19 protein-coding genes are annotated in these 19,694 nt (G+C 64.4%); 3 read left to right on the top strand and 16 right to left on the bottom strand.

The annotated features are described in order from the left end of the window. Positions 1–4: 4 nt before the first annotated feature. Both H290_RS0107365 and H290_RS0107370 read right to left on the bottom strand, forming a co-directional pair. Positions 5–976: an acyl-CoA dehydrogenase family protein gene (locus H290_RS0107365; protein WP_020106143.1), complete on the bottom strand. Its 972-nt coding sequence runs from the start codon at positions 974–976 to the stop codon at positions 5–7. Next, positions 973–2,121, bottom strand: a complete 1,149-nt coding sequence (locus tag H290_RS0107370) for an acyl-CoA dehydrogenase family protein (protein WP_020106144.1) — start codon at positions 2,119–2,121, stop codon at positions 973–975. The genes H290_RS0107365 and H290_RS0107370 overlap by 4 nt, the downstream gene beginning before the upstream one ends. 94 nt (positions 2,122–2,215) lie before the next feature. Between H290_RS0107370 and H290_RS0107375 the strand changes: the two genes are divergently transcribed. Further along, positions 2,216–3,019: a FadR/GntR family transcriptional regulator gene (locus tag H290_RS0107375; protein ID WP_028462906.1), complete on the top strand. Its 804-nt coding sequence runs from the start codon at positions 2,216–2,218 to the stop codon at positions 3,017–3,019. A 109-nt stretch (positions 3,020–3,128) separates the two neighbouring features. Here H290_RS0107375 and H290_RS0107380 read toward each other — a convergent pair whose 3' ends face one another. The 8 genes from H290_RS0107380 to H290_RS0107415 all read right to left on the bottom strand — a co-directional run bounded on the left by H290_RS0107380 (position 3,129) and on the right by H290_RS0107415 (position 9,766). After that, positions 3,129–4,079, bottom strand: coding sequence for an aldo/keto reductase (locus H290_RS0107380; RefSeq protein WP_020106146.1), 951 nt, complete (start codon positions 4,077–4,079; stop codon positions 3,129–3,131). Next, on the bottom strand, positions 4,076–4,387 hold the full coding sequence (locus H290_RS0107385) for a GlsB/YeaQ/YmgE family stress response membrane protein (RefSeq protein ID WP_020106147.1): 312 nt from the start codon (positions 4,385–4,387) through the stop codon (positions 4,076–4,078). The genes H290_RS0107380 and H290_RS0107385 overlap by 4 nt, the downstream gene beginning before the upstream one ends. Before the next feature lie 129 nt (positions 4,388–4,516). Then, positions 4,517–4,948, bottom strand: a complete 432-nt coding sequence (locus H290_RS0107390) for an SRPBCC family protein (RefSeq protein WP_020106148.1) — start codon at positions 4,946–4,948, stop codon at positions 4,517–4,519. Positions 4,949–4,994: 46 nt separating this feature from the next. Further along, a complete protein-coding gene (locus H290_RS0107395) occupies positions 4,995–5,696 on the bottom strand; it encodes a CPBP family intramembrane glutamic endopeptidase (protein ID WP_020106149.1) in 702 nt (233 codons plus the stop codon). Further along, the gene (locus tag H290_RS0107400) at positions 5,693–6,784 is read right to left on the bottom strand and encodes an NAD(P)H-binding protein (protein WP_020106150.1); all 1,092 of its coding nucleotides are present in this window, start codon (positions 6,782–6,784) and stop codon (positions 5,693–5,695) included. Before H290_RS0107400 ends, H290_RS0107395 begins: the two co-directional genes overlap by 4 nt. A 220-nt stretch (positions 6,785–7,004) precedes the next feature. Next, on the bottom strand, positions 7,005–7,391 hold the full coding sequence (locus tag H290_RS0107405; protein ID WP_020106151.1) for an SHOCT domain-containing protein: 387 nt from the start codon (positions 7,389–7,391) through the stop codon (positions 7,005–7,007). A 153-nt stretch (positions 7,392–7,544) separates the two neighbouring features. Then, a complete protein-coding gene (locus H290_RS0107410) occupies positions 7,545–8,303 on the bottom strand; it encodes an SDR family oxidoreductase (RefSeq protein ID WP_020106152.1) in 759 nt (252 codons plus the stop codon). 41 nt (positions 8,304–8,344) lie between these two features. Continuing rightward, the gene (locus H290_RS0107415; RefSeq protein ID WP_020106153.1) at positions 8,345–9,766 is read right to left on the bottom strand and encodes an LLM class flavin-dependent oxidoreductase; all 1,422 of its coding nucleotides are present in this window, start codon (positions 9,764–9,766) and stop codon (positions 8,345–8,347) included. Positions 9,767–9,889: 123 nt separating this feature from the next. Here H290_RS0107415 and H290_RS0107420 point away from each other — a divergent pair, with 123 nt between their 5' ends. Then, positions 9,890–11,626 (top strand): FAD-dependent oxidoreductase, encoded by a 1,737-nt coding sequence (locus H290_RS0107420; protein ID WP_020106154.1) that lies wholly within the window; start codon positions 9,890–9,892, stop codon positions 11,624–11,626. 1 nt (position 11,627) lies between these two features. On the opposite strand, the gene H290_RS0107425 is transcribed toward H290_RS0107420, so the two are convergent. Further along, positions 11,628–12,824 carry an amidohydrolase gene (locus H290_RS0107425; RefSeq protein ID WP_020106155.1) on the bottom strand — a complete coding sequence of 399 codons (1,197 nt, stop codon included), beginning with the start codon at positions 12,822–12,824 and terminating at the stop codon, positions 11,628–11,630. Positions 12,825–13,006: 182 nt separating this feature from the next. Between H290_RS0107425 and H290_RS0107430 the strand changes: the two genes are divergently transcribed. After that, positions 13,007–14,161: an FAD-binding oxidoreductase gene (locus H290_RS0107430; RefSeq protein WP_028462910.1), complete on the top strand. Its 1,155-nt coding sequence runs from the start codon at positions 13,007–13,009 to the stop codon at positions 14,159–14,161. Position 14,162: 1 nt separating this feature from the next. Here H290_RS0107430 and H290_RS30135 read toward each other — a convergent pair whose 3' ends face one another. The 5 genes from H290_RS30135 to dnaK form a co-directional block, all read right to left on the bottom strand. Then, on the bottom strand, positions 14,163–15,365 hold the full coding sequence (locus tag H290_RS30135) for a hypothetical protein (protein WP_020106157.1): 1,203 nt from the start codon (positions 15,363–15,365) through the stop codon (positions 14,163–14,165). A 77-nt stretch (positions 15,366–15,442) separates the two neighbouring features. Then, the gene (locus tag H290_RS0107440) at positions 15,443–15,859 is read right to left on the bottom strand and encodes a heat shock protein transcriptional repressor HspR (protein WP_020106158.1); all 417 of its coding nucleotides are present in this window, start codon (positions 15,857–15,859) and stop codon (positions 15,443–15,445) included. Continuing rightward, positions 15,856–17,046: a molecular chaperone DnaJ gene (dnaJ, locus tag H290_RS0107445; RefSeq protein ID WP_020106159.1), complete on the bottom strand. Its 1,191-nt coding sequence runs from the start codon at positions 17,044–17,046 to the stop codon at positions 15,856–15,858. Before dnaJ ends, H290_RS0107440 begins: the two co-directional genes overlap by 4 nt. Before the next feature lie 120 nt (positions 17,047–17,166). Continuing rightward, positions 17,167–17,802: a nucleotide exchange factor GrpE gene (gene grpE, locus H290_RS0107450; protein ID WP_020106160.1), complete on the bottom strand. Its 636-nt coding sequence runs from the start codon at positions 17,800–17,802 to the stop codon at positions 17,167–17,169. Next, positions 17,799–19,631, bottom strand: a complete 1,833-nt coding sequence (dnaK, locus tag H290_RS0107455; protein ID WP_020106161.1) for a molecular chaperone DnaK — start codon at positions 19,629–19,631, stop codon at positions 17,799–17,801. Before dnaK ends, grpE begins: the two co-directional genes overlap by 4 nt. Between the last annotated feature and the right edge of the window lie 63 nt (positions 19,632–19,694).

The raw sequence follows: 19,694 nt of genomic DNA on the forward strand, positions 1-19,694 counted from the left end.
GTTGTCATTGAATGATCGCCGCCGGTTCGGGCATCGCGACAGATGTGTTGCCGAAGAGTCCGGTCAGGCCCTTGCGACTCACGCGCGAGCTCAGGGCCGCGCCGGTCGCCGAGAGTCCCAGCGGGAGTCGTCGCAACGGCAGGCTGTAGCGCGAGAGCCACGAGAGTGTGGTCTCGTCGCAGAAGCCGGTGGCCCCATGGAGTTGGTGGGCAACCCGGAACACGACGTCGGCCGCCTCCACGGCTGCCAACCGCAACGCCAATGCGTCGTCCACGGCCTCGTCCAGGCCTGCCTCGATGCTCCACAACGCGTACTTGGCGAGGATCTCCATGCCACTGCGCTCGACCTCGGCGTCGGTGAGCTGGAACTGGACACCCTGCAGCCGCGCCAGCGGGCGGCCGAACTGTTCGCGCATGAGTACGTGCGCGCGGGTGAGTTCGAGGGCACGGTCGAGCATTCCCAGCAATGTCCAACACGGCAGAACCAGCCCGAGTGCGAGATCGTTGGCGCCGTCGTGGTCGATCGATGTGAGCTCGAGGGGCGCGACAAACGCCGACGTACGCGGGGACGAAATCGCCGGCAGCACGGTGACCGAACTGCGAAGGCCGCTCAATGCGACCGCAGACCATCGCAAATCGAGGTCGGCGATGGCAGCTGCGGGGCCGTGGTCGGCGACGACCACCAATCCGTCGACGTCGAGGTCGACGGGCTTGGAGAGACGTTCTGCAACCGGGTACGGGATGCCCCAGTAACCGGCGCTCCGGCACAACGCAGCCGCTGCCTCGAGTTCATCATCGTCGCCACGGGGATTGAGGTCCCAGGCGCCGAGGCCGGCGAACACCGGTTCCAGCGCACGATCACGTCCGGCCGGATCGACTTCCGCCACTTCGAGGAGCCGGTCACCGCCGGCCGATTCGAATGCCCGCAGTGCCGTCGTTCCGTATTCGATGGCCTCTGGGCTCAGTTCGATGTTCATGACGCCGCCAGCAGGTTGCGAGCCAGTAGGATTTTCTGCATTTCGATGCTCCCCGATGAGACCGTTGCCGCCTGCGAGTAGCCCCAGTGCGCCTGGACGTCGAGCCGGAATCCTTCTGCCGCCTCACCCGTCATCGGGGCGTAGGTGGCGATCTCCGCAAGGACGCTGGCGCTGGCCTGGTCGAGTGTTGTCACCGCGATCCGGTAGAGCGCAGCGTCGGCCGGCTGCACCTGCCCCTGGCTCTGCATCGACACGACCCGATACGCGAGCAACCTTGCCCGACGGCAGTGCACCAGCATCCGGGCCCACCGTGCGAGGAGTTCGGCGGGCAGATTGTCCCACTCGTCGCCCAGGACCTCCGGCGCCTCTTGCAGAAGCTTCTCGCACCGGGCGTAGCGGGCGATCCCCACGCGCTCGAATGCGAGTACTTCTTGGACGACCTTCCATCCCTCGTCGACGGTTCCGAGGACATGCGCCTGCGTCACCTTGAGGTCGTTGAAAAAGACCTCGTTGAGGTGATGGGGACCAAGCATCGCGCGGATGGGCCTCACCTCGATGGCCGGATCGGACATCGGAACGAGGAAGACCGTGAGCCCGTGTTGCTTGCGCTCCCCCGATGAGGTGCGGGCGAGAAGGAAACACCACTGGGCCATCGTCGCGTACGAGGTCCAGATCTTCTGCCCGGAAATGCTCCAGCCGTCACCCTCACGCCGCGCTGCGGTGCGCAGAGACGCCAAGTCAGAGCCCGACCCGGGTTCACTGAAGCCCTGGCACCAGATCACCTCGCCGCGCGCTATCGGCGGGAGGTGCAACTGCTGCTGCGCTTCTGTCCCGTGCCGCATGATCGTCGGACCGACCCAGTTCACGCCCATGTACTGGGCGCCCCGCGGCTCGTGATGTGCCCACATCTCCTCGCGGACCACTGTCTGTTCCCAGACCGAGGCACCACGTCCGCCGAACTCTTCGGGCCAGGCCAGACAGAGCAGATCGCGCTCTGCGAGGAACCGACAGAATGCCTGGGCGGTTTCGAGGTCGCCCGGATCATCGGTGAACGCGCCCCGGAACTCTGCCGGGACATTGTCCTTGATCAGCCGGCGAAGGTCCTCGCGGAGCACATTCGCCGGCTCACCCAACGTGAAGTCCATACGTGCACGGTAACTCAATCCTCACAAGGATTGGAATACTTGAATGGTAAGTCTCGTCAGATTAAGATGGCCGAGTGAATATAAGGTGGCGAGCGTGACAACAGTCCCGAGTCGCCGGGTGCCTCAGCGCCGGATCGCCGAAACCGTGGCCGACGAGCTGCGGGACAACATCCTGGGCGACGACCACTACCGTCTCCCCACCCAGGAACAACTGGTCAAGGATTTCGGCGTCAGCTACCCCTCGATCCGCGAAGCCCTGCGCATCCTGGAGACCGAAGGCCTGGTCACGGTCCGTCGCGGCAACATCGGCGGCGCGGACGTCCACCGCCCCGACGAGACGTCGGCCGCCTACCACCTGGGCCTGTCCCTGCAGGCCGGCCGCGTCACCCTCAGGGACCTCGCAGCCGGACTCCAGATGCTCGAGCCCATGTGTGCCGCCGAGTGCGCCAAACGCGAAGACCGCCTCGAAGTTGTGGTCCCGGCCCTGCAGAAGACCATCGACGACTCCGTCGACCACATCGCCAACGGCGTCGACTTCACCCATTCCGCCCGCGACTTCCACGACCTGGTCGTGTCGTTCACACCCAACGCGACCATCCGTTACGCCGTGGGCAGCTACGTCGCACTGTGGTCGGCACAGGAAGAGGCCTGGGCAGAAGCCCGCACGCGGCACGGTGAGTACCCGTCGCAGCTCGAGGCCGAAGGTGCGGTCCATGCTCATCACCGGCTCGTCGAGGAAATCGCCGCCGGCCGGGCCGAAGAAGCCGAACGTCTGGCCCGCGCCCACCTGGCCGCGACGCAGGCACTCGTGCTCGAACGCTACGGCGACCGCGTAGTCAACGCTTCGGCAGCTATGTCGCGCCAGACAATCCAGTCCAGCCGACGAGCCCGCAGGTAGCCCGCGCCTGAACCGTCGAGCGTGCCGAACCGACCGTCGAGCGGGCCGAAAACGCCCCTGCACCTTTGGCACGGTCGGCGGTAACGAGGGCACGCTCGGCGGTCGCGGGTCAGTCCGTGACCACCGACGCCGACACCATGTCGAGTCGAACTAGTTCGGCATCTGACAATTCCAGGTCGATCGAGGCCATCAGAGCATCCAATTGCCCGGGTACGCGGGCGCTGGCGATGGGTGCGACCACCGTCGATTGTTGCCGCGTCCAGGCCAGTGCCACCGTGGCGATCTCCACGTCGTGCGCTGTCGCGATGACCGCCAGTTCGTCGACCACGGCCAGACCTTCGGGGGAAAAGTAGCCGTCGACGATCCGCTTGCGCGCGGCACCGTCGACGTCGGCCTGCGTTCGGTACTTACCGGTGAGGAAGCCACTGGCGAGTGCCCAGTACGGCATCACACCGAGATCGAATTTCTCGGCTTGCGGACGCAGGGTCGATTCGAAGGGTTCCCGGGCCACCAGACTGTAGTGCGGTTGCAGGGCAACCGGTTTGGCAAATCCGTTGGTTTCACAAATCGCCAACCACTCGGAGATGCGTTCGGGTGAATAGTTCGAGATCCCGAGGTATCGGACCTTGCCTGCGCGAACCAATGAGTCGAACGCACCCAGGGTGTCTTCCAACGGCACGTCCGGATCGTCGTAGTGCGCGTAGTAGAGGTCGATGTGATCGGTTTGCAGTCGTTGTAGGGACGCCTCGGCAGCCTTGGCGATGTTGTCGGGTGCAAGCCCCAGAAAGTCCGGATGTCGGCTCACCTTGGTCGCCAGGACGATGTCATCGCGCCCACCACGCGCGGTCAGCCATTGCCCGAGAATGGTTTCCGACTCGCCTCCCGAATTGCCCGGGATCGATGCCATGTAGCTGTCGGAGGTATCGATGAAGTTGCCGCCGACCGAGACGAACGCGTCGAGGACGGCAAACGACGTGTCCCGGTCGCTGGTCCAGCCAAAAGTGTTGCCGCCCAGGTTGAGCGGGAGTACATCGAGATCAGAGAGCCCAATCCGGGTCATTTGGTTCTTCTGACCTTCTTCACAATCCACAGCAGGATGACCGAGCCGAGCAAGGCCGTAAAGAAGGTGAACCACCATCCACCACTGGCGGTGTCGAAGGCGAAGCTCAGAATGAACCCACCCAGAAACGCCCCGATCACACCGACAACGATGTTGAGCAGGATGCCCATCTGCTTGTCCGTGCCCATGAACTTGCTTGCCAGCCAACCGGCGAGACCGCCGATGATGATGTACCCGATCACGCCCACCGATGTCGTGGTGGTCGACCGCTCGGCGAGAATCTCAACCGCTTGATACGTAGTACTCACTTCATGTTCCTAACGTCGGGTAGACCTTCGGCGTCTGCGACCGCCATTCTCAAGTGTCGTCGGCACTACATACCCGTGTCCACAACTCTACAAACCCTGGACTGGGGATGAGTACCAGTCAGTGCGGCGTCACCTACCCAAGGCCACCAGGTTGTCCACGGACCTGCGAACATCCGAATCGATGACCCTCGCAACAAGATTGCCGACGGGCCCGTTCAGCACGCCGCCGCTCAGGGTGGCGGTGAGGTCGAATACCGAACCGTCTCCGTCGGGAGTCACCTTCAGTTCGATGTCGATGTGCACACCGCCACGTCCGCGACCCGAGAGTTCGAGGAGCTGAGGCTTCTCGTACCGCGTCACAGTCCAATGGATCGTGTTGCGGAACCCTTTGACCTTGATCAGCGATGAGACCTCGGTACCCAACTCGACCTGAGCTGGGAGCGGGCTCTTCCAGCCCGCGAAGATCGTCATCCAATCGCCGAATCGGCTCAGGTCCGATGCCATCTCCCACGCGGCGTCGGGCCGAAGGTTGGACCGCACCGAAACATCCACACCTGCCATACAAACCCCTCCATCAGTGTTGTCGCCCCGCAGACGGGACATCCGGTCAAAAGAGTTGCGGTAGAACCAGAACCATGACAATGGTCCACGCGACATGTGTGAACGCCGGCGCCAGCACACCGGCCGTCGCGCGACGTTCGAGTGCACAGACCAGACCCAGCAGGATCGCGGCGAACCCCAGCATCGGATTGCCGCTGGCCAGTGTGGCGATCACATAGATGATCGTCGAGAAGATCACCGGCGCATGACCTCGAAGTGCGCTGTAGACCGCACCACGGAAGAACATCTCCTCCGCGACGCCGTTGACGATCGCGGTGGACAGCACCAGGAACAGACCGCCGGTGTCCGCGTGGTCGAGAACTTCGGCGATGAAGTCGCGTACGGGCGGGATCTCCCTGGCGACAAGGCCACCGAGCACGAAGATCACCCCGAGGAGCGCACCGACCACCACGCCGATCCACACGGCACGTACCGGACCACCTCGAGGAGGCGGGAACGAGCCGAGCGGCAACGGCCCCGACAACAACGCCCCGGCCGCCCACACCGCGGCGAGCGCAAACGTCATGGGGTAGAACGAGGAATCCCCAGGCTCGATCGACAGGGACATACCGAGCATCACGCTGCCCGCGATCAGCACGACAACGACGACGATGCGCCGTCGTATCATCGCCGGCCGCGACTCCGGGGGTTCGGAATCGTCTTGGACTGTGCCCAGCAGGAATTCGAGTCTCTCCGGCAGTGTGATCAAAATATGCCCCACAACTTGTACAGACCGGTCGTGGCAACAGCCGCGCCCACCACGGAACGCACCGGCTTCACCACACGGTTCCGGACGCCACGTTTCACACGCATCAGATCTCCCCCGGCCCAAGACGGATCGGTATCGGCGAGATGATGGATGTCGGCCAATTCGTCCACCGGCTTCGGCATCGGGCTGTCGACCGAGCGCCGCACCGCTTCTCGAATCGTCAAGAGGCCTCCAGGCGGATCAGGGACGTGGTCGCGGATCGTATTCTCCGAGGCCGTCATCGGATGGTCCAGCGACCGCACCAGATCAGAGGCGAGACCGCTGGGTATCGGCACCACCAGGCCGCTGAGAAAGCCGGCCAGCCGAACGTCGATGCCGGGCAACACCACACCGATCCGCGGCGACCGGCTCGCGCGGAGATATGCAAACAGCAAGGAGCTGTAGGACGAGGTCTCCGTGCCCGCGATGTCGTAATACCCCGGCGGCACCGTTTCAAACGCAGCCGCTGCGAGATAGTGGATGGCGTCGCGCACCGAGATGGGATCCATCGGATTGTCGATCCACGACGGCAGCGGAATCACCGCGAGCCGGTCGGACATGTACCGCACCATCTCGAACGACGTCGAACCCGCACCGATCACCACCGCGGCACGCAGCCAGACCAGTTCGGGGCCACCGTCGGTGTCCAATGCCCGGCCCACCTCCGAGCGGCTCTCGAGATGCTCCGAGAGTTCACCGTCGTGCGGAACGAATCCACCGAGGTAGACGATGCGCCCTACCTGGTGATCACGCGCCGCGCGTGCGACATTCTGCGCCGCGACCTCATCGTCCCTGCGGAAATTCTTCTGGCCGATGGCATGGACCAGGTAGTACACAACGTCGAGCTGTCCGGCCGCGCTCAGGCCGGCGCGCACCGAATCGATGTCCATCGCATCGAGTTTCACGGTCGAAACGTCGGCGAACCAACCGAACTGCCTCAGTCTGTTGGGATTCCGCGACGCAGCGACCACGTCGTGGCCGTCGGCCAGCAGTTTTGTGACCAGTCGGGCCCCGATGTAGCCGGTGGCTCCCAGTACAAGTATTCGCATGTCATCGCCGTCCGTTTGGATCTGTGCGTCACCATTTCGGTTAGCGCAGCCGACCCGCCCCGGTTCTGGAGCAGCTTTCGCCGTACGTCAGTCATGCATAGCACCGTCGCTCATCATGTGCAGTGACACGGCACACTGCCGGTCGGGGCCAGCCCTCACAAAAACACTCCAGGCACCGAACGCGATGGGCGTTCGGTGCCTGGAGTGAATTGCTTGCTGGTCAGTGCGCCAGCGCTTTTGCCTTCAACTGCTCGAACTCGCCCTGATTGATGGTGCCCGCGTCCAGCAACGCCTTTGCGGACGCGATCTGATCTGCAGGCGCCGCACTTCCGGCGGTTTCCTTGATGTAGGCGTCGGTCTGCTGCTTTGCCTGGACCTGGGCTTCGAGTGCCCGCTCAGACATTCCACGACCGCGTGCGATGAGATAGACGAAGAGGGTTATGTACGGCAACAGGACCAGGAAGAGAATCCATACCGCCTTGAACCAGCCCGACGTCTTGTGGTCACGAAACAGGTCTATCAATACGTAGAAGAGGATCATCAAATACGCGATGAAAGCGAAGATCACCAGCGTGTACCAGATGAAGTCCCAGAAAGAATCCCACATGTCCCGACTGCTCCTTGCTCGGCAAATCGCCGCCTATCGGCGACCACATTAATCATCGCATGCCGGGTCACAGAATCCCTACAATCCCGCTACCGGTTTCGCGCCCAGTTCGCGGTTTTGCATGAGAATTTGTGACCTAGATGCACAAATCGGTCATCTCGTGGTCGAAATACCACCGTCGACGGGGATCACCGCACCGGTCAGATAGCCGCCGGCCCTGCTGCTCAGATAGACAACGGCACCGACCATGTCGTCGGGCCGACCGATACGACCGAGCGGCGTACCCGCCTCAATGTCGTCGCGCCGTTCCTCCAGCATCGCCCGCATCATCCGCGACTCGAAAGGCCCTGGTGCGATGGCATTCACGGTGATGTTCCGCGAGGCGAGGTGACCGGCCAGGTGCCGGGTGAGCTGATGCACCGCGGCCTTGCTGGCCGTGTACGAATATGACGGGGTCTCCGGTACCCGAAGCCCGTCGATGCTGCCGATCATGATGATCCGCGAAGGGTCGTCCGGCGTGGCCGATTCACCCAGCGCCGGTAGCAACGCCTGCGTCAGGAGGAACGGCGCCCGCACATTGAGGTCGAGCACCTTGTCGAAGGCAGAGGCGGGGAAGTCATCGACCGGGGCGCCCCAGGTGGCTCCGGCGTTGTTCACCAGGATGTCCAGCGAGTCGACCTGTTCGAGCACGTCCTGCGCCAGCTTGGTGCAACCGTCCGGCGTCGACAGGTCTGCCCCGATCGCGGTGAGCCCGTCCGCCGACGCCTTCTCGAGTGCGTCGGCTTTGCGTCCGGCGATCACCACCTTGACCCCCCGCGCCTGGAGTCCGTGGGCAATCATCGCTCCGATCCCACTGGTACCCCCGGTGATCAGAGCAGTCTTTCCGCTGATGTCGAACAGATCGTGAGTCATGGTCTGTTGATATCAACTACCACCCGAGTCAGGTGCGGGAATCAGGAATGCGCAGCGACCCCGCCGCGTACCGAGTCATCGATGGTGGAGTTGACGCCGCCGACCCGGTAGGTGGCGCCGCGGTGGTAGTCGGGCAACAGATCGCCCTTGCCGAACAGCTTGTGCCGCAACGTACCCGGCACATATTCACGGTCGTAGGCACCCCGGGCCTCCAGCGCCGGGACCACATGGTCGACGACGTCGGTGAACGTACCCGGCGTCACGGCGTAGGCGAGGTTGAATCCGTCGACATCGGTGAACTCGGCCCATTCGAGCAACTGGTCGGCGATGCTCTCACCCGACCCGACCAGCACGGGACCCATGCCACCGATTCCGCCCCAGGCCGCGATGTCGCGGACAGTCCACTCTTTGCGATCACCGGACGCCTGACTGAAAGCGGCCACCGCAGACTGGATTGCGTTGCTGTGCACGTTGCCGATCGGTTCGTCGAGGTCGTACTCCGACAGGTCGATTCCCATCCAGCCCGACATGAACACCAGTGCGCCCTCGGCACTGGCGTAGCGCTGGTATTCCTCCGCCTTGGCCTGTGCGGCTTCCTCGGTCTCGTCGGTGATGATGGTGAGCAGCGTGTAGATGCGAGCGTCGTAGGCGTCGCGGCCGGCGGCGACCAGCTCTTGCCGGATGTTCGTAACCAGGTTGCGCAGAAGCTCTTTGGTGGGTGCGCCGACAAAAACCGCCTCGGCGTTCTCGGCGGCGAACCTCACTCCGCGTGGTGAGGCCCCGGCCTGGTAGATCACGGGCGATCCCTGCGGCGACGGTTCCGAGAGATGGATGCCCGGCACACTGAAATGCTCACCGCGATGGCCGATGTGGTGAACCTTGGCGGGATCGGCGAACACTCCGTGGTCCTTGTCGCGACGGACCGCGTCCCGCTCCCAGGAGCCTTCCCACAACTTGTAGAGAACTTCGAGGTACTCGTCGGCATGGTCGTAGCGGGCATCGTGCTCGAGCTGGTCGACCTCGCCCATGTTCCGGGCCGCCGAGGGCAGGTAACCGGTGACCACGTTCCAGCCGATCCGGCCGCGGGTCAGGTGATCGAGGGTCGAGAGCCGGCGCGCAAACGGGTACGGGTGCTCGAATCCCGTGCCCGCGGTGATGCCGAAACCGAGATGTTCGGTGGCGTGGGCCATCGCCGAGACCAGGAGCAGCGGATCGGCGACCGGGATCTGGGCACCCTGACGGATCGCGGCCTCGTCGGTCCCCGCGAACACGTCGTAGGTACCGAGGACATCAGCGATGAACAGTCCGTCAAAACCGCCCGTCTCCAGGACTTTTGCCAGGTCGACCCAGTAGTCGAGGGTGTTGTAGTCCCAGGACCGGTCCTGCGGATGACGCCACAGGCCGGGCGATTGATGGGCGACGCAGTTCATGTCGAACGCGTTGAACCGGATCTTGCGGGACATCAGGTAACGACCTCTCGACGAAGGCAAACAACCGAAGTCGGCTGGTTCGAGTTTCCAGCGCCGACGCGGCACCGAAAACACTTACACCCACACTGACGCCAACACCGCACTAGATTTGACGAGGTGACCTCAGGCTCGCTCGATCCCGCCGCTCTTGATCCCAATGACCGTCTGACGCCGGCGATAGTGCTGGCCACCACCGAAACCTCGCGGAACACCGTCATCGACGAGATCCGCAGTCGCTACGGCCGCGACTACACCGTCAAATACGCCGACACCGGCGAAGCCTGTCTCGATATCGTCAAAGCGCTTGTGGAACACAGTGTTCCGATCGCCCTGATCCTTGTCGAACTCGAGGAGCTCGGTCAGTGGCAGGGGTCAGACCTGCTTCAGAAGTTGCGGTTTGTCGTCCCCACCGCACGCCGGATCGCCCTCGTCCCGGCGCTTCGGTTCGGAACCTCGTACGACGAACTGCGAACCGGCATCGCCGAAGGTCGCTTCGACACCTATCTCGGCATACCTCGTGGCCAGCGCGACGAGGAGTTCCACACGGCAATCGTCGAATATCTGTCGGACTGGGGCTGGTCGGTCGCCACACCCGAGGTGGCGTTCATGCAGATCGTCGCCGACGGACCATCACCCGAACTCGCCGAGATCCGCGACTTCCTCGACCGGATGGGCATGCCCGTACAGATTCATCACCCGGAATCCCGGGAGGGCCGGGACATCCTCGAATCGGTGACCGGCGACTCCGACCTGCCGCTCCTCTACCACCCGGGCAAACCGCCACTATCGCGGCCGACCGTCAGCGAGGTCGCCGCCCGCATCTACGGAACCCCCGACGACATCCCCGAAGGCACCGTCGCCGACCTGTTGGTGATCGGCTCGGGCCCCGCCGGTCTGGCCGCTGCGGTATACGGCGCCTCGGAAGGTCTGTCCACCACCGTCATCGAGGAGGGAGCCGTGGGCGGGCAGGCCGGAACCAGCTCGATGATCCGCAACTATCTCGGATTCCCGCGCGGGATCTCGGGGATGCGCCTGGCGCAACGTGCCCGGATCCAGGCCAGCCGTTTCGGCGCGCAGTTCTACTGCGGTCGCGGTGTCACGCATATCGACATCGACTCGCAATTCGACCACCACCACGTCCACGTAGGTGAAGCCCGTATCTGTGCCCGCACGATTGTCATCGCCACCGGTGTCGCCTACCGCCGCTTCGGCATCCGGGGATGCGAAGACCTCGTCGGGTCGGGTGTCTACTACGGTGCCGCCACCAGCGCCGCCCGCGAGATGGCGGGCCGCGACGTCGTGGTGGTCGGTGGCGGCAACTCAGCCGGACAGGCGGCGATGCACCTGTCGCGGTTCGCCCGATCGGTCACCATCGCGATCCGCCGCGAGTCGCTCACGGAAACCATGTCGGATTACCTGATCCGGGAGATCGACGCGAGCCCATGCATCACGGTGGCCGGGCACACCGAAGTGGTCGACGGAGGCGGTAAAGGTCATCTGGAATGGCTGGAACTGTGCAACAACCGGACGGGATCGTCGCAGCGGATCGCCGCGTCGGGTTTGTTCCTGCTCCTGGGTGCGGCGCCCACCTGCGATTGGATTCCCCACCAGGTCAAGCGAGACGAACACGGCTTCCTGCTGACCGGGCGATCCATCCCGAAGGACAAGTGGCGCGACGGGTTACCGCCGGCATTCCTCGAGACGACGGTGCCGGGGATCTTCGCCGTCGGTGACGTCCGGAGCGGATCGATGAAGCGCGTGGCGGCGGCGAGTGGAGAAGGTGCTTCCGCCGTACCTCTGGTCCACGAACGCCTACAACAGGTCCGCCTGGAGAACCTGCCGCCCGCACACTAGATCATGCCAGGCGATAGACACGTCGGGCATTGTCGCGGAACACCTTTCGGAGCAGACTGCCGCCATAGGGCTCCAGGATCTCCAACTGACTTCCGACGATCATCGGCAGCGTCGCGTTCGGCTTGTCGGCCGGGAAGTTGGAGCCGAACATCAATCGATCAGGCCCGAAGGCCTTCACCGCATGCTCGATCAGTGGCCCGGTCATGTTGGTCAGAGTCTGTTGCGTTCCGATGTTCCCGGAACGCTGATGGCCGTAGCCCAACAACGGAAACGCGACGCCCGATAGCTTGGCGACCACATTGCGGCACTGCGCCAATGCCGAGATGTCCTCACGCCACGCCCGCATGAGTTCGTGCCGCTGCGCCGCAGTACTGCCGGTCGTCTGACCCATCGGACCGAACAATCCGACCGGGGTTCCCAGATGGTTGAGGACGATCGTGGTGTCCGGATACTCACGCGCCAACGCCCGCACCTCGCGAAGCTGGTGCGAATACACCCATGCCTCAAAAACCAGGTCCCGCTCCGCGATAGCGGAGAACCCGGACAGGAATTCCGGGTCCGCCAGCACGCCCGCGCGGTCGGCCCAGCTACGCACCTGGGGATCGGGATGCCACGCAGAGGCACAACGAATACCGCGAACCTTGTCGCTGACGTCGAGGTGCATGTCGATCAGCTGACCGAACTTCGGATTGCGCGGGTCACCTCGGGCCACGATCGCAGCCAGGTCGGGTGCGTCATTCTTTCCGAACGGAAGGTTTGTCACCCAACGGGTTTCAGCGGCAGAGCCGAGCGGATCATCGGCACTCCAGTCGGTCTCGACGTACACCACGGATTCGACCGGCACACCGCTGACCGCCACGGCACCGGCTGCGTCGGAGTAATAGTTCCTCGGCAGGTACGACCGAGCCACTATTCGCGGATCGAGGATGAGCTCTCGATCGCGCTGCGCCACCGCATACCGGAAGATGGCTTTACCGAGGACTGGGGCCGCTCGGTAGAGGCGGCCTCGCCGTGAGGCCTTCCACGGAGAATGCATCGGATCCCACTGGTGGATGTGCGTGTCGATGATCCCCGGAATGACTCGTGCCAGCAGGCCTGAATCAGCGGCGGCGGATTCGCGCGCGCGTGCCCCGGACCATTCACCCGGCCCGGCGAGCGAATCCTCGCGCGCATAATTACTGGCGCGCCCCTCTGCCATGAGTTGACTGTACCCAGCCGACTGCGCTCGCCTGATCGTAAGTGGCCGGAAAACACAATAAACTGTCGCAGGGGTGACGAGGCCGACAAGTTTCGCTCGATGGGTGCACATTGTGCGCAACCATCGGAACATGCCTCTCACCTGGCATTATCGGTAGATCAACGGAGAGGCCGGGCTATAGCGTGGGTACTCATACGCGGCACGTGCTGGTGCAGGTGCGCGATGTGCTGGCCCGGGATCCCGATCGATTCACCGCTGATTTCTACATCCGGTTATTCGCAACAAATCCGGCGCTCCGAGAACTCTTTCCCGCAAATATGGGACACCAGCGGGAAACCCTGTTCCGGGTCATCGACTATGTCTTCGAAGCGGTCCCCGACCGCGACAACCATGCATTGCTGTTGGAGTTTCTCGGTCAACTGGGCCGCGATCACCGGAAGTACGGTGTCACCGAGCAGAATTACAACGAGTTCTCCGTCGCGCTGATGCGTGAGATCGCCTCGGTCATGGGCGAGGCGTGGGACGAAGAGACCGCAGACGTCGTCTCTCAGGCGGTGATGCTGACCACCGGTGTGATGAGGGGCGCCGCACATTCGGCGAAAGGTCCCGCGACCTGGCCGGCGACCGTTGCCGAAAAATATCGGCTGTCAAGAGATCTCGCTGTCGTTCGACTCCGAACCGGCGAGCCGTTGCGATTTGCGGCCGGACAGTACCTCGAAGTGCAGATCCCGCAGTGGCCGCGCATCTGGCGGCACCTGTCGCCGTCGATCCCCCCGAACCCGGAGGGCGAACTCGAGTTCCATGTCCGGGCGGTGCCCGGCGGAACAGTCAGCAACTCGATCGTCACCGAAACCCAGGTCGGTGACGTGTGGAATCTGGCACAGAGCCACGGCACCCTGCACGTCGACCCCACCGGCAACGACGTACTCATGGTCGCCGGCGGAACCGGGCTCGCACCGCTGCGCGCGATCATCATCGACCTGACGAGACTCGTCGCCCCACCGGCGGTGCATCTGTTCTATGGTGCGCGCTACCCCGCCGACCTGTACGACCTCGCCCGGCTGGGGCAGATCGCGGCCATGAACCCCTGGCTCACGATCACCACCGTTGTCGAGGACACCGACGACCCGTGGTGGAGTACGGCCGGCGAACATTCCGACCGGATCACCTTCGAACGCGTTCAGGGGCAGCTGTCGGATGCGGTCCTCGAATCCGGCACGGACTGGACCACCCACCAGGTCCTGATGGCCGGCTCCCCGGACATGCTGCTGAACACCCGCCGACGATTCTTGATCGCCGGCATCCCGGCCAGCCGGATACAGACCGACCCGTACTGAGCTACTCCGCGCTCGGCTCCGTTGGTGCGCCCGCCCCCGGTGGTGGCGGGTTGGCCGCGTCGTCGGGCGGGCTGGGCTCGACCGAGCCCGAGCCCGAGGATGCGGTTGTGGTCGTCGTAGCGGTGGTGGTCGGGGGCGTTTCGCTGGTTGTGGTGGACGACGACGGTGGCGGAGGCGGAGGTGTCTGCGTAATCGTGGTCGGTGGCGGGACCACGGTGACCACGGGCGGCTCCTCTGTGGTCACCGGAGCCTGCGTGGTCTCGGGAGGCAGTGTCGGTGACGAGATCGACGGCCGCGGCGTCGACTTCTTCGTTGTCGTGGTCGTGGTGGTGGTCGACGTCGTGGACTGCGTGGTCGAGTGGTCGTCGACGGCGCTCTTGGGGATGCTCGAGTCGCCGGTCATCACCACTGCGGCAACCACACCGATCGCGACGAGCAGCGCGGCTGCGGCCGCTGCCGACAACAGCACCCACCGGCTGTTGTTCCCTCTGACCACGGTCGTCGAGGCGGCAACCAGCGCGGCACCATAGGCGGCGGCGTACTGCCCGTCCTCGGTGACCTGGACCGGTAGCTGCAACGCATATTCGAGAGACGGTGCGACACCCGGAATCGCTGCACCCGGTCCGAGGACCGCGATGCCCTGCAACGCACCGGTCGGGTTGCCGATCACGCCGACCGCATCGGCGAGGAGTTGCGCTCCGTCGGGTTCGGTGACCGGTGGACGGACACCGACGCCGGAGATCTCACTGGCACCGACGACCACTCGGGTATCGGTGTCGACCAGGGCCACGGACTGGCCGGGGAACAGCGCGCCGGACCTGTCGAGGTCGGCGACGAGCACCACACCGCGCGCACCGAACAGCACGGCGGCGATCTCCGCGTAGGCCACCGGGCTTCCGACCACGGTCGTCTGGGCAAACCAGTCCGGTGTCGTCGGGGCCACCCCGGGCTCGGCGGGAAGTTGACCGGAATTGATGATGTCGCCGATGGCAAGGGTGGTGGCGCTGTCGGCACACGCGATGGTGATCGCCGACGGCACGATCGGCGCGGACTGGACCAGCTGATAGATCGCGTCGAACACGTGGTCCGGGGACGAACTCGGCAGCTCCACAAAGTTGCGGGCCAGCACTTCGCCGGTATCAGAGTCGGCGACAACCGATGCGATCTCCAGGTCGGTGACCGATATACCGAGTACCTGGTTCATGCTGATTAATCGCCCTGTCATCTGTTTGTGTTACCCAACGGGGACGTAGCGTAGCGGAGTTGGACCCGATTCGGGAGTTACCGATTGCCTCGTTCTCGTCGGGGTTTCCAGACCACGAGAGCGTTGGTGCGGGGGATCGGGACGAGTTCGCTGCCCCGTGCCGCGCGGTGTTGCGCAAGCTCGGCCTCGAGTTCGCGGACCCGGCTCTGCAAGGCATCGACCTGGTTTGTCAGGTCGATGACGCGTTTGATCCCGGCGAGGTTCACGCCGTCGTCCTGCGAGAGGCGTTGCACCATGCGCAGGAGCTCCACATCGCGACTGGAATAGCGCCGACCACCGCCGGCCGCACGCTGCGGGGTGACCAGTCCGAGCCGGTCGTAAGTCCGCAGCGTCTGGGCGTGCATCCCGGCGAGCTCGGCCGCCACCGAGATCACGAACATCCGGGCGGACTCGGTGACGTCCCGTTCGCGATCATCCGGCGGCGGCGCGCTCATGACTTGCCCCAGTTTGCACGCGGGTCGAACCCGCTGGCCTTCTCTGCGGCGGCGTACTTGGTCAGTGCCTCGACCGCGGCGTCATCCAATGTCGGCGGGACGGCAACCTTGACGGTCACCAGCAGGTCACCGGCACCCCCGGCCCGCTTCGCCACACCGCGTCCCCGCACCCGCAGGGTCCGTCCGTCGACGGTGTTCGGCGGGACCTTCAGGCCCACGCTGCCCTCGAGGGTCGGCACCGACACCGTGGTGCCCAGTACCAGCTCCGAGAAGCTGACCGGCAACGTCACCTTGATGTCGTCGCCGCTGCGGGTGAACGTCCGGTCGGGTGCCACGTTGACGATGACGTAGAGGTCACCGGACGGGGCACCACGCAGACCCGCCTCGCCTTGTCCGGCGAGTCGGATCTTGCCGCCGTTCGAAACGCCGGGCGGGATCCGCACGGTGATCGGACGGGTCCGGATGGTTGCGCCGTTGCCTTCGCAGACGGGGCAGGGATCGTCGATCCGCGAGCCGGTGCCACGGCAATCCGTGCAGGGCTCGCTGAATCCGAAGGCACCCTGGTTGCGACTGACCACACCGGCACCGTTGCAGGTCGGGCACACCCGAGGACTGGTACCCGGCTTGGCGCCACTGCCATGGCAATTGGTGCATGGCGCAGAGCTCGTGACCGTGATGGTGGTCGAGGTGCCCAGTGCAGCTTCTTTGAAGCTGAGCGTGGTCTCGGTCTCCAGATCGTTGCCGCGTCGGCTCCGGGGCTGGGTGCCCCGCGATCCACCGCCACCACGGTTGAACAGCCCACCGAACAGGTCACCGAGGTTCGCCTCGGATCCGCCACCGGGTCCGTCGCCGAACAGGTCGTTGATGTTGAATTCCTGGCCGCCGGACGGGCCACCGAAGCCACCGGGGAAACCGCCCCCGCCGCCTCGGGCACCGCCGCGGGCACCGGCGAACATGCGCCGGGTGTCGTCGTACTCTTTGCGTTTTGCCGGATCAGACAGGACGCTGTGCGCCTCGGAGACAAGCTTGAACCGCTCCTCGGCTGCCGCGTCGTTCGGGTTGGCGTCGGGATGTAGTTCCCGGGCCAGCTTCCGATAGGCCTTCTTGATCTCGTCGGCGGACGCACCGGGCGCGACGCCCAGCGCTTTGTAGAAGTCCTGTTCCAGCCATTCACGTTGTGGGGCCACCAGGCGTCACCTCCTTCTGTAGATCTTCGTCTTTGTTCGCTCTGTAATTCTTCGCTCTGTATTTCATTGTGTGCCGAAGATGCCGGCCCAGGCACCTCGGGTGCCTGGGCCGGTCAGCTCCTAGTCCTGTGACGGTGTCGGGTCCGCGGGCTCAGGCCCGTCGACAACAACCACCATCGCGGTGCGCAGGACGCGATCCGCGAGGCGGAAGCCCTGCCGATACACGGTCCCGATGACCGGGCGAGAGCCGTCACCCTCGTTTTGCACGGCCTCGTGCAACGCCGGATCGAACTCGTCACCCTCGGCACCGAAGGCCGCGAGGCCGGCGGAACCGAGCGTTTCGGTGATCTTGTCGGCCACCGCACGCAACGGTCCGGCCTCGAGGTCACCGTGAGCCCGGGCCCGGTCGAGGTCGTCCAGCACCGGCAGCAGTGACTTGATCAAGTCACCCTTGCCGTACTGCTGAGCCGAAACCTTCTCCCGTTCCGCACGCTTGCGGTAGTTGGCGTACTCCGCGTGAACCCGCTGCAGATCGGCGAGCAGTTCGGCTTCTTTGTCCGAACCTGCCGCATCGGCAGCGACCTCGTCGAGCGCGGCGTCCACACTGTCGACAACGTCCACACTGTCCACCGAATCCGGTTGCTCCCCTTCTGACTCCGGAGCGTCCGTGTTCGCCTCGGGGCGCACCTCACCCGTTTCGGGATCGATACGCCGCTTGTCGGTCACGGTCACCGGTTCGGCTTCGGGACCGGTCACTTGTTGTCTCCGTCGACACCCTCGTCGACAACCTCTGCGTCGACGACGTCGTCGGCACCACCGGGTGCTGCTGCGCCGCCCTCTTCGGCAGCTGCCGCGTAGATGGCCTGGCCCAGCTCCTGCGAGTCGGTGGTCAGCTTCTCGACAGCCGACTTCACGGCGCCGAGGTCACTGCCCTTGAGCGATTCGCGAACACCTTCGATCGAGCCCTCGACCTTGGTCTTGAGATCGGCGGGAACCTTGTCGTCGGAGTCCTTGAGGAACTTCTCGGTCTGGTTCACCAGCGACTCGGCCTGGTTGCGGGTCTCTGCCTCTTCACGACGCGCACGATCCTCGTCCGCGTGAGCTTCGGCGTCCTTGATCATCCGGTCGATCTCGTCCTTGCTCAGGCCCGAGCCGTCCTGGATCCGGATCTTGTTCTCTTTGCCGGTGCCCTTGTCCTTCGCGGTGACGTGCACGATGCCGTTGGCGTCGATGTCGAAGGTCACCTCGATCTGCGGGACACCCTGCGGGGCGGGAGCGATACCGGCCAACTCGAACGATCCGAGCAGCTTGTTGTGCGAGGCGATCTCGCGCTCACCCTGATAGACCTGGATCTGCACCGACGGCTGGCTGTCCTCGGCCGTCGTGTAGGTCTCGGACCGCTTGGTCGGGATGGTGGTGTTGCGCTCGATGAGCTTGTGCATGACGCCACCCTTGGTCTCGATACCGAGGCTCAGCGGGGTCACGTCGAGCAGCAGCACGTCCTTGACCTCACCGCGCAGCACACCGGCCTGCAGTGCGGCACCGACGGCAACGACCTCATCAGGGTTCACGCCCTTGTTCGGCTCGCGTCCACCGGTGAGCTCCTTGACCAGTTCGGTCACGGCCGGCATACGGGTCGAACCACCAACGAGCACAACGTGATCGATGTCGCCGACCGAAACGCCGGCATCCTTGATCACGGCCTGGAACGGCGCACGGGTGCGCTCGAGCAGGTCGCCGGTGATCTTCTGGAACTCACTGCGCGAGAGCTGCTCGTCGAGGAACAGCGGGTTCTTGTCCGCGTCGACCGTGATGTAGGGCAGGTTGATCGACGTGCTCTGTCCCGAGGACAGTTCGATCTTCGCCTTCTCGGCAGCCTCACGCAGACGCTGCAGGGCCATCTTGTCCTTGGTCAGGTCGATGCCGCTGCTCGCCTTGAACTTGTCGACGAGCCAGTCGACAACACGCTGATCCCAGTCGTCGCCACCGAGGTGGTTGTCGCCGGAGGTCGCACGGACCTCGACAACGCCGTCGCCGATCTCCAGGAGGGACACGTCGAACGTGCCGCCGCCGAGGTCGAACACGAGGATGGTCTGCTCTTTTTCGCCCTTGTCCAGGCCGTACGCCAGAGCGGCCGCGGTGGGCTCGTTGACGATACGCAGGACGTTGAGGCCGGCGATCTGGCCGGCTTCCTTGGTTGCCTGACGCTGGGCGTCGTTGAAGTACGCGGGCACGGTGATCACGGCGTCGACAACGTCTTCACCGAGGTAGGCCTCTGCGTCACGCTTGAGCTTCATCAGCGTGCGGGCGCTGATCTCCTGCGGGGTGTACTTCTTGTCGTCGATAGCGGTGTTCCAGTCTTCGCCCATGTGGCGCTTGACGGAACGAATGGTGCGGTCGACGTTGGTTACTGCCTGGTTCTTGGCCGGCTGTCCGACCAGGACCTCGCCGTTACGGGCGAATGCAACAACCGACGGTGTGGTGCGCGAGCCTTCGGCATTCGCGACGACGGTGGCTTCTCCACCTTCGAGGACCGACACCACCGAGTTGGTGGTGCCCAGGTCGATTCCTACAGCACGAGCCATTTCTTGCCTCCTATAAGCAGTGCATCCGCAGCAGTGCGGCGCACGGATGTTCACGTTTGTGGT

This window comes from Nocardia sp. 348MFTsu5.1, assembly GCF_000383535.1.
In the GTDB taxonomy this organism is placed as follows: domain Bacteria; phylum Actinomycetota; class Actinomycetes; order Mycobacteriales; family Mycobacteriaceae; genus Williamsia; species Williamsia faeni.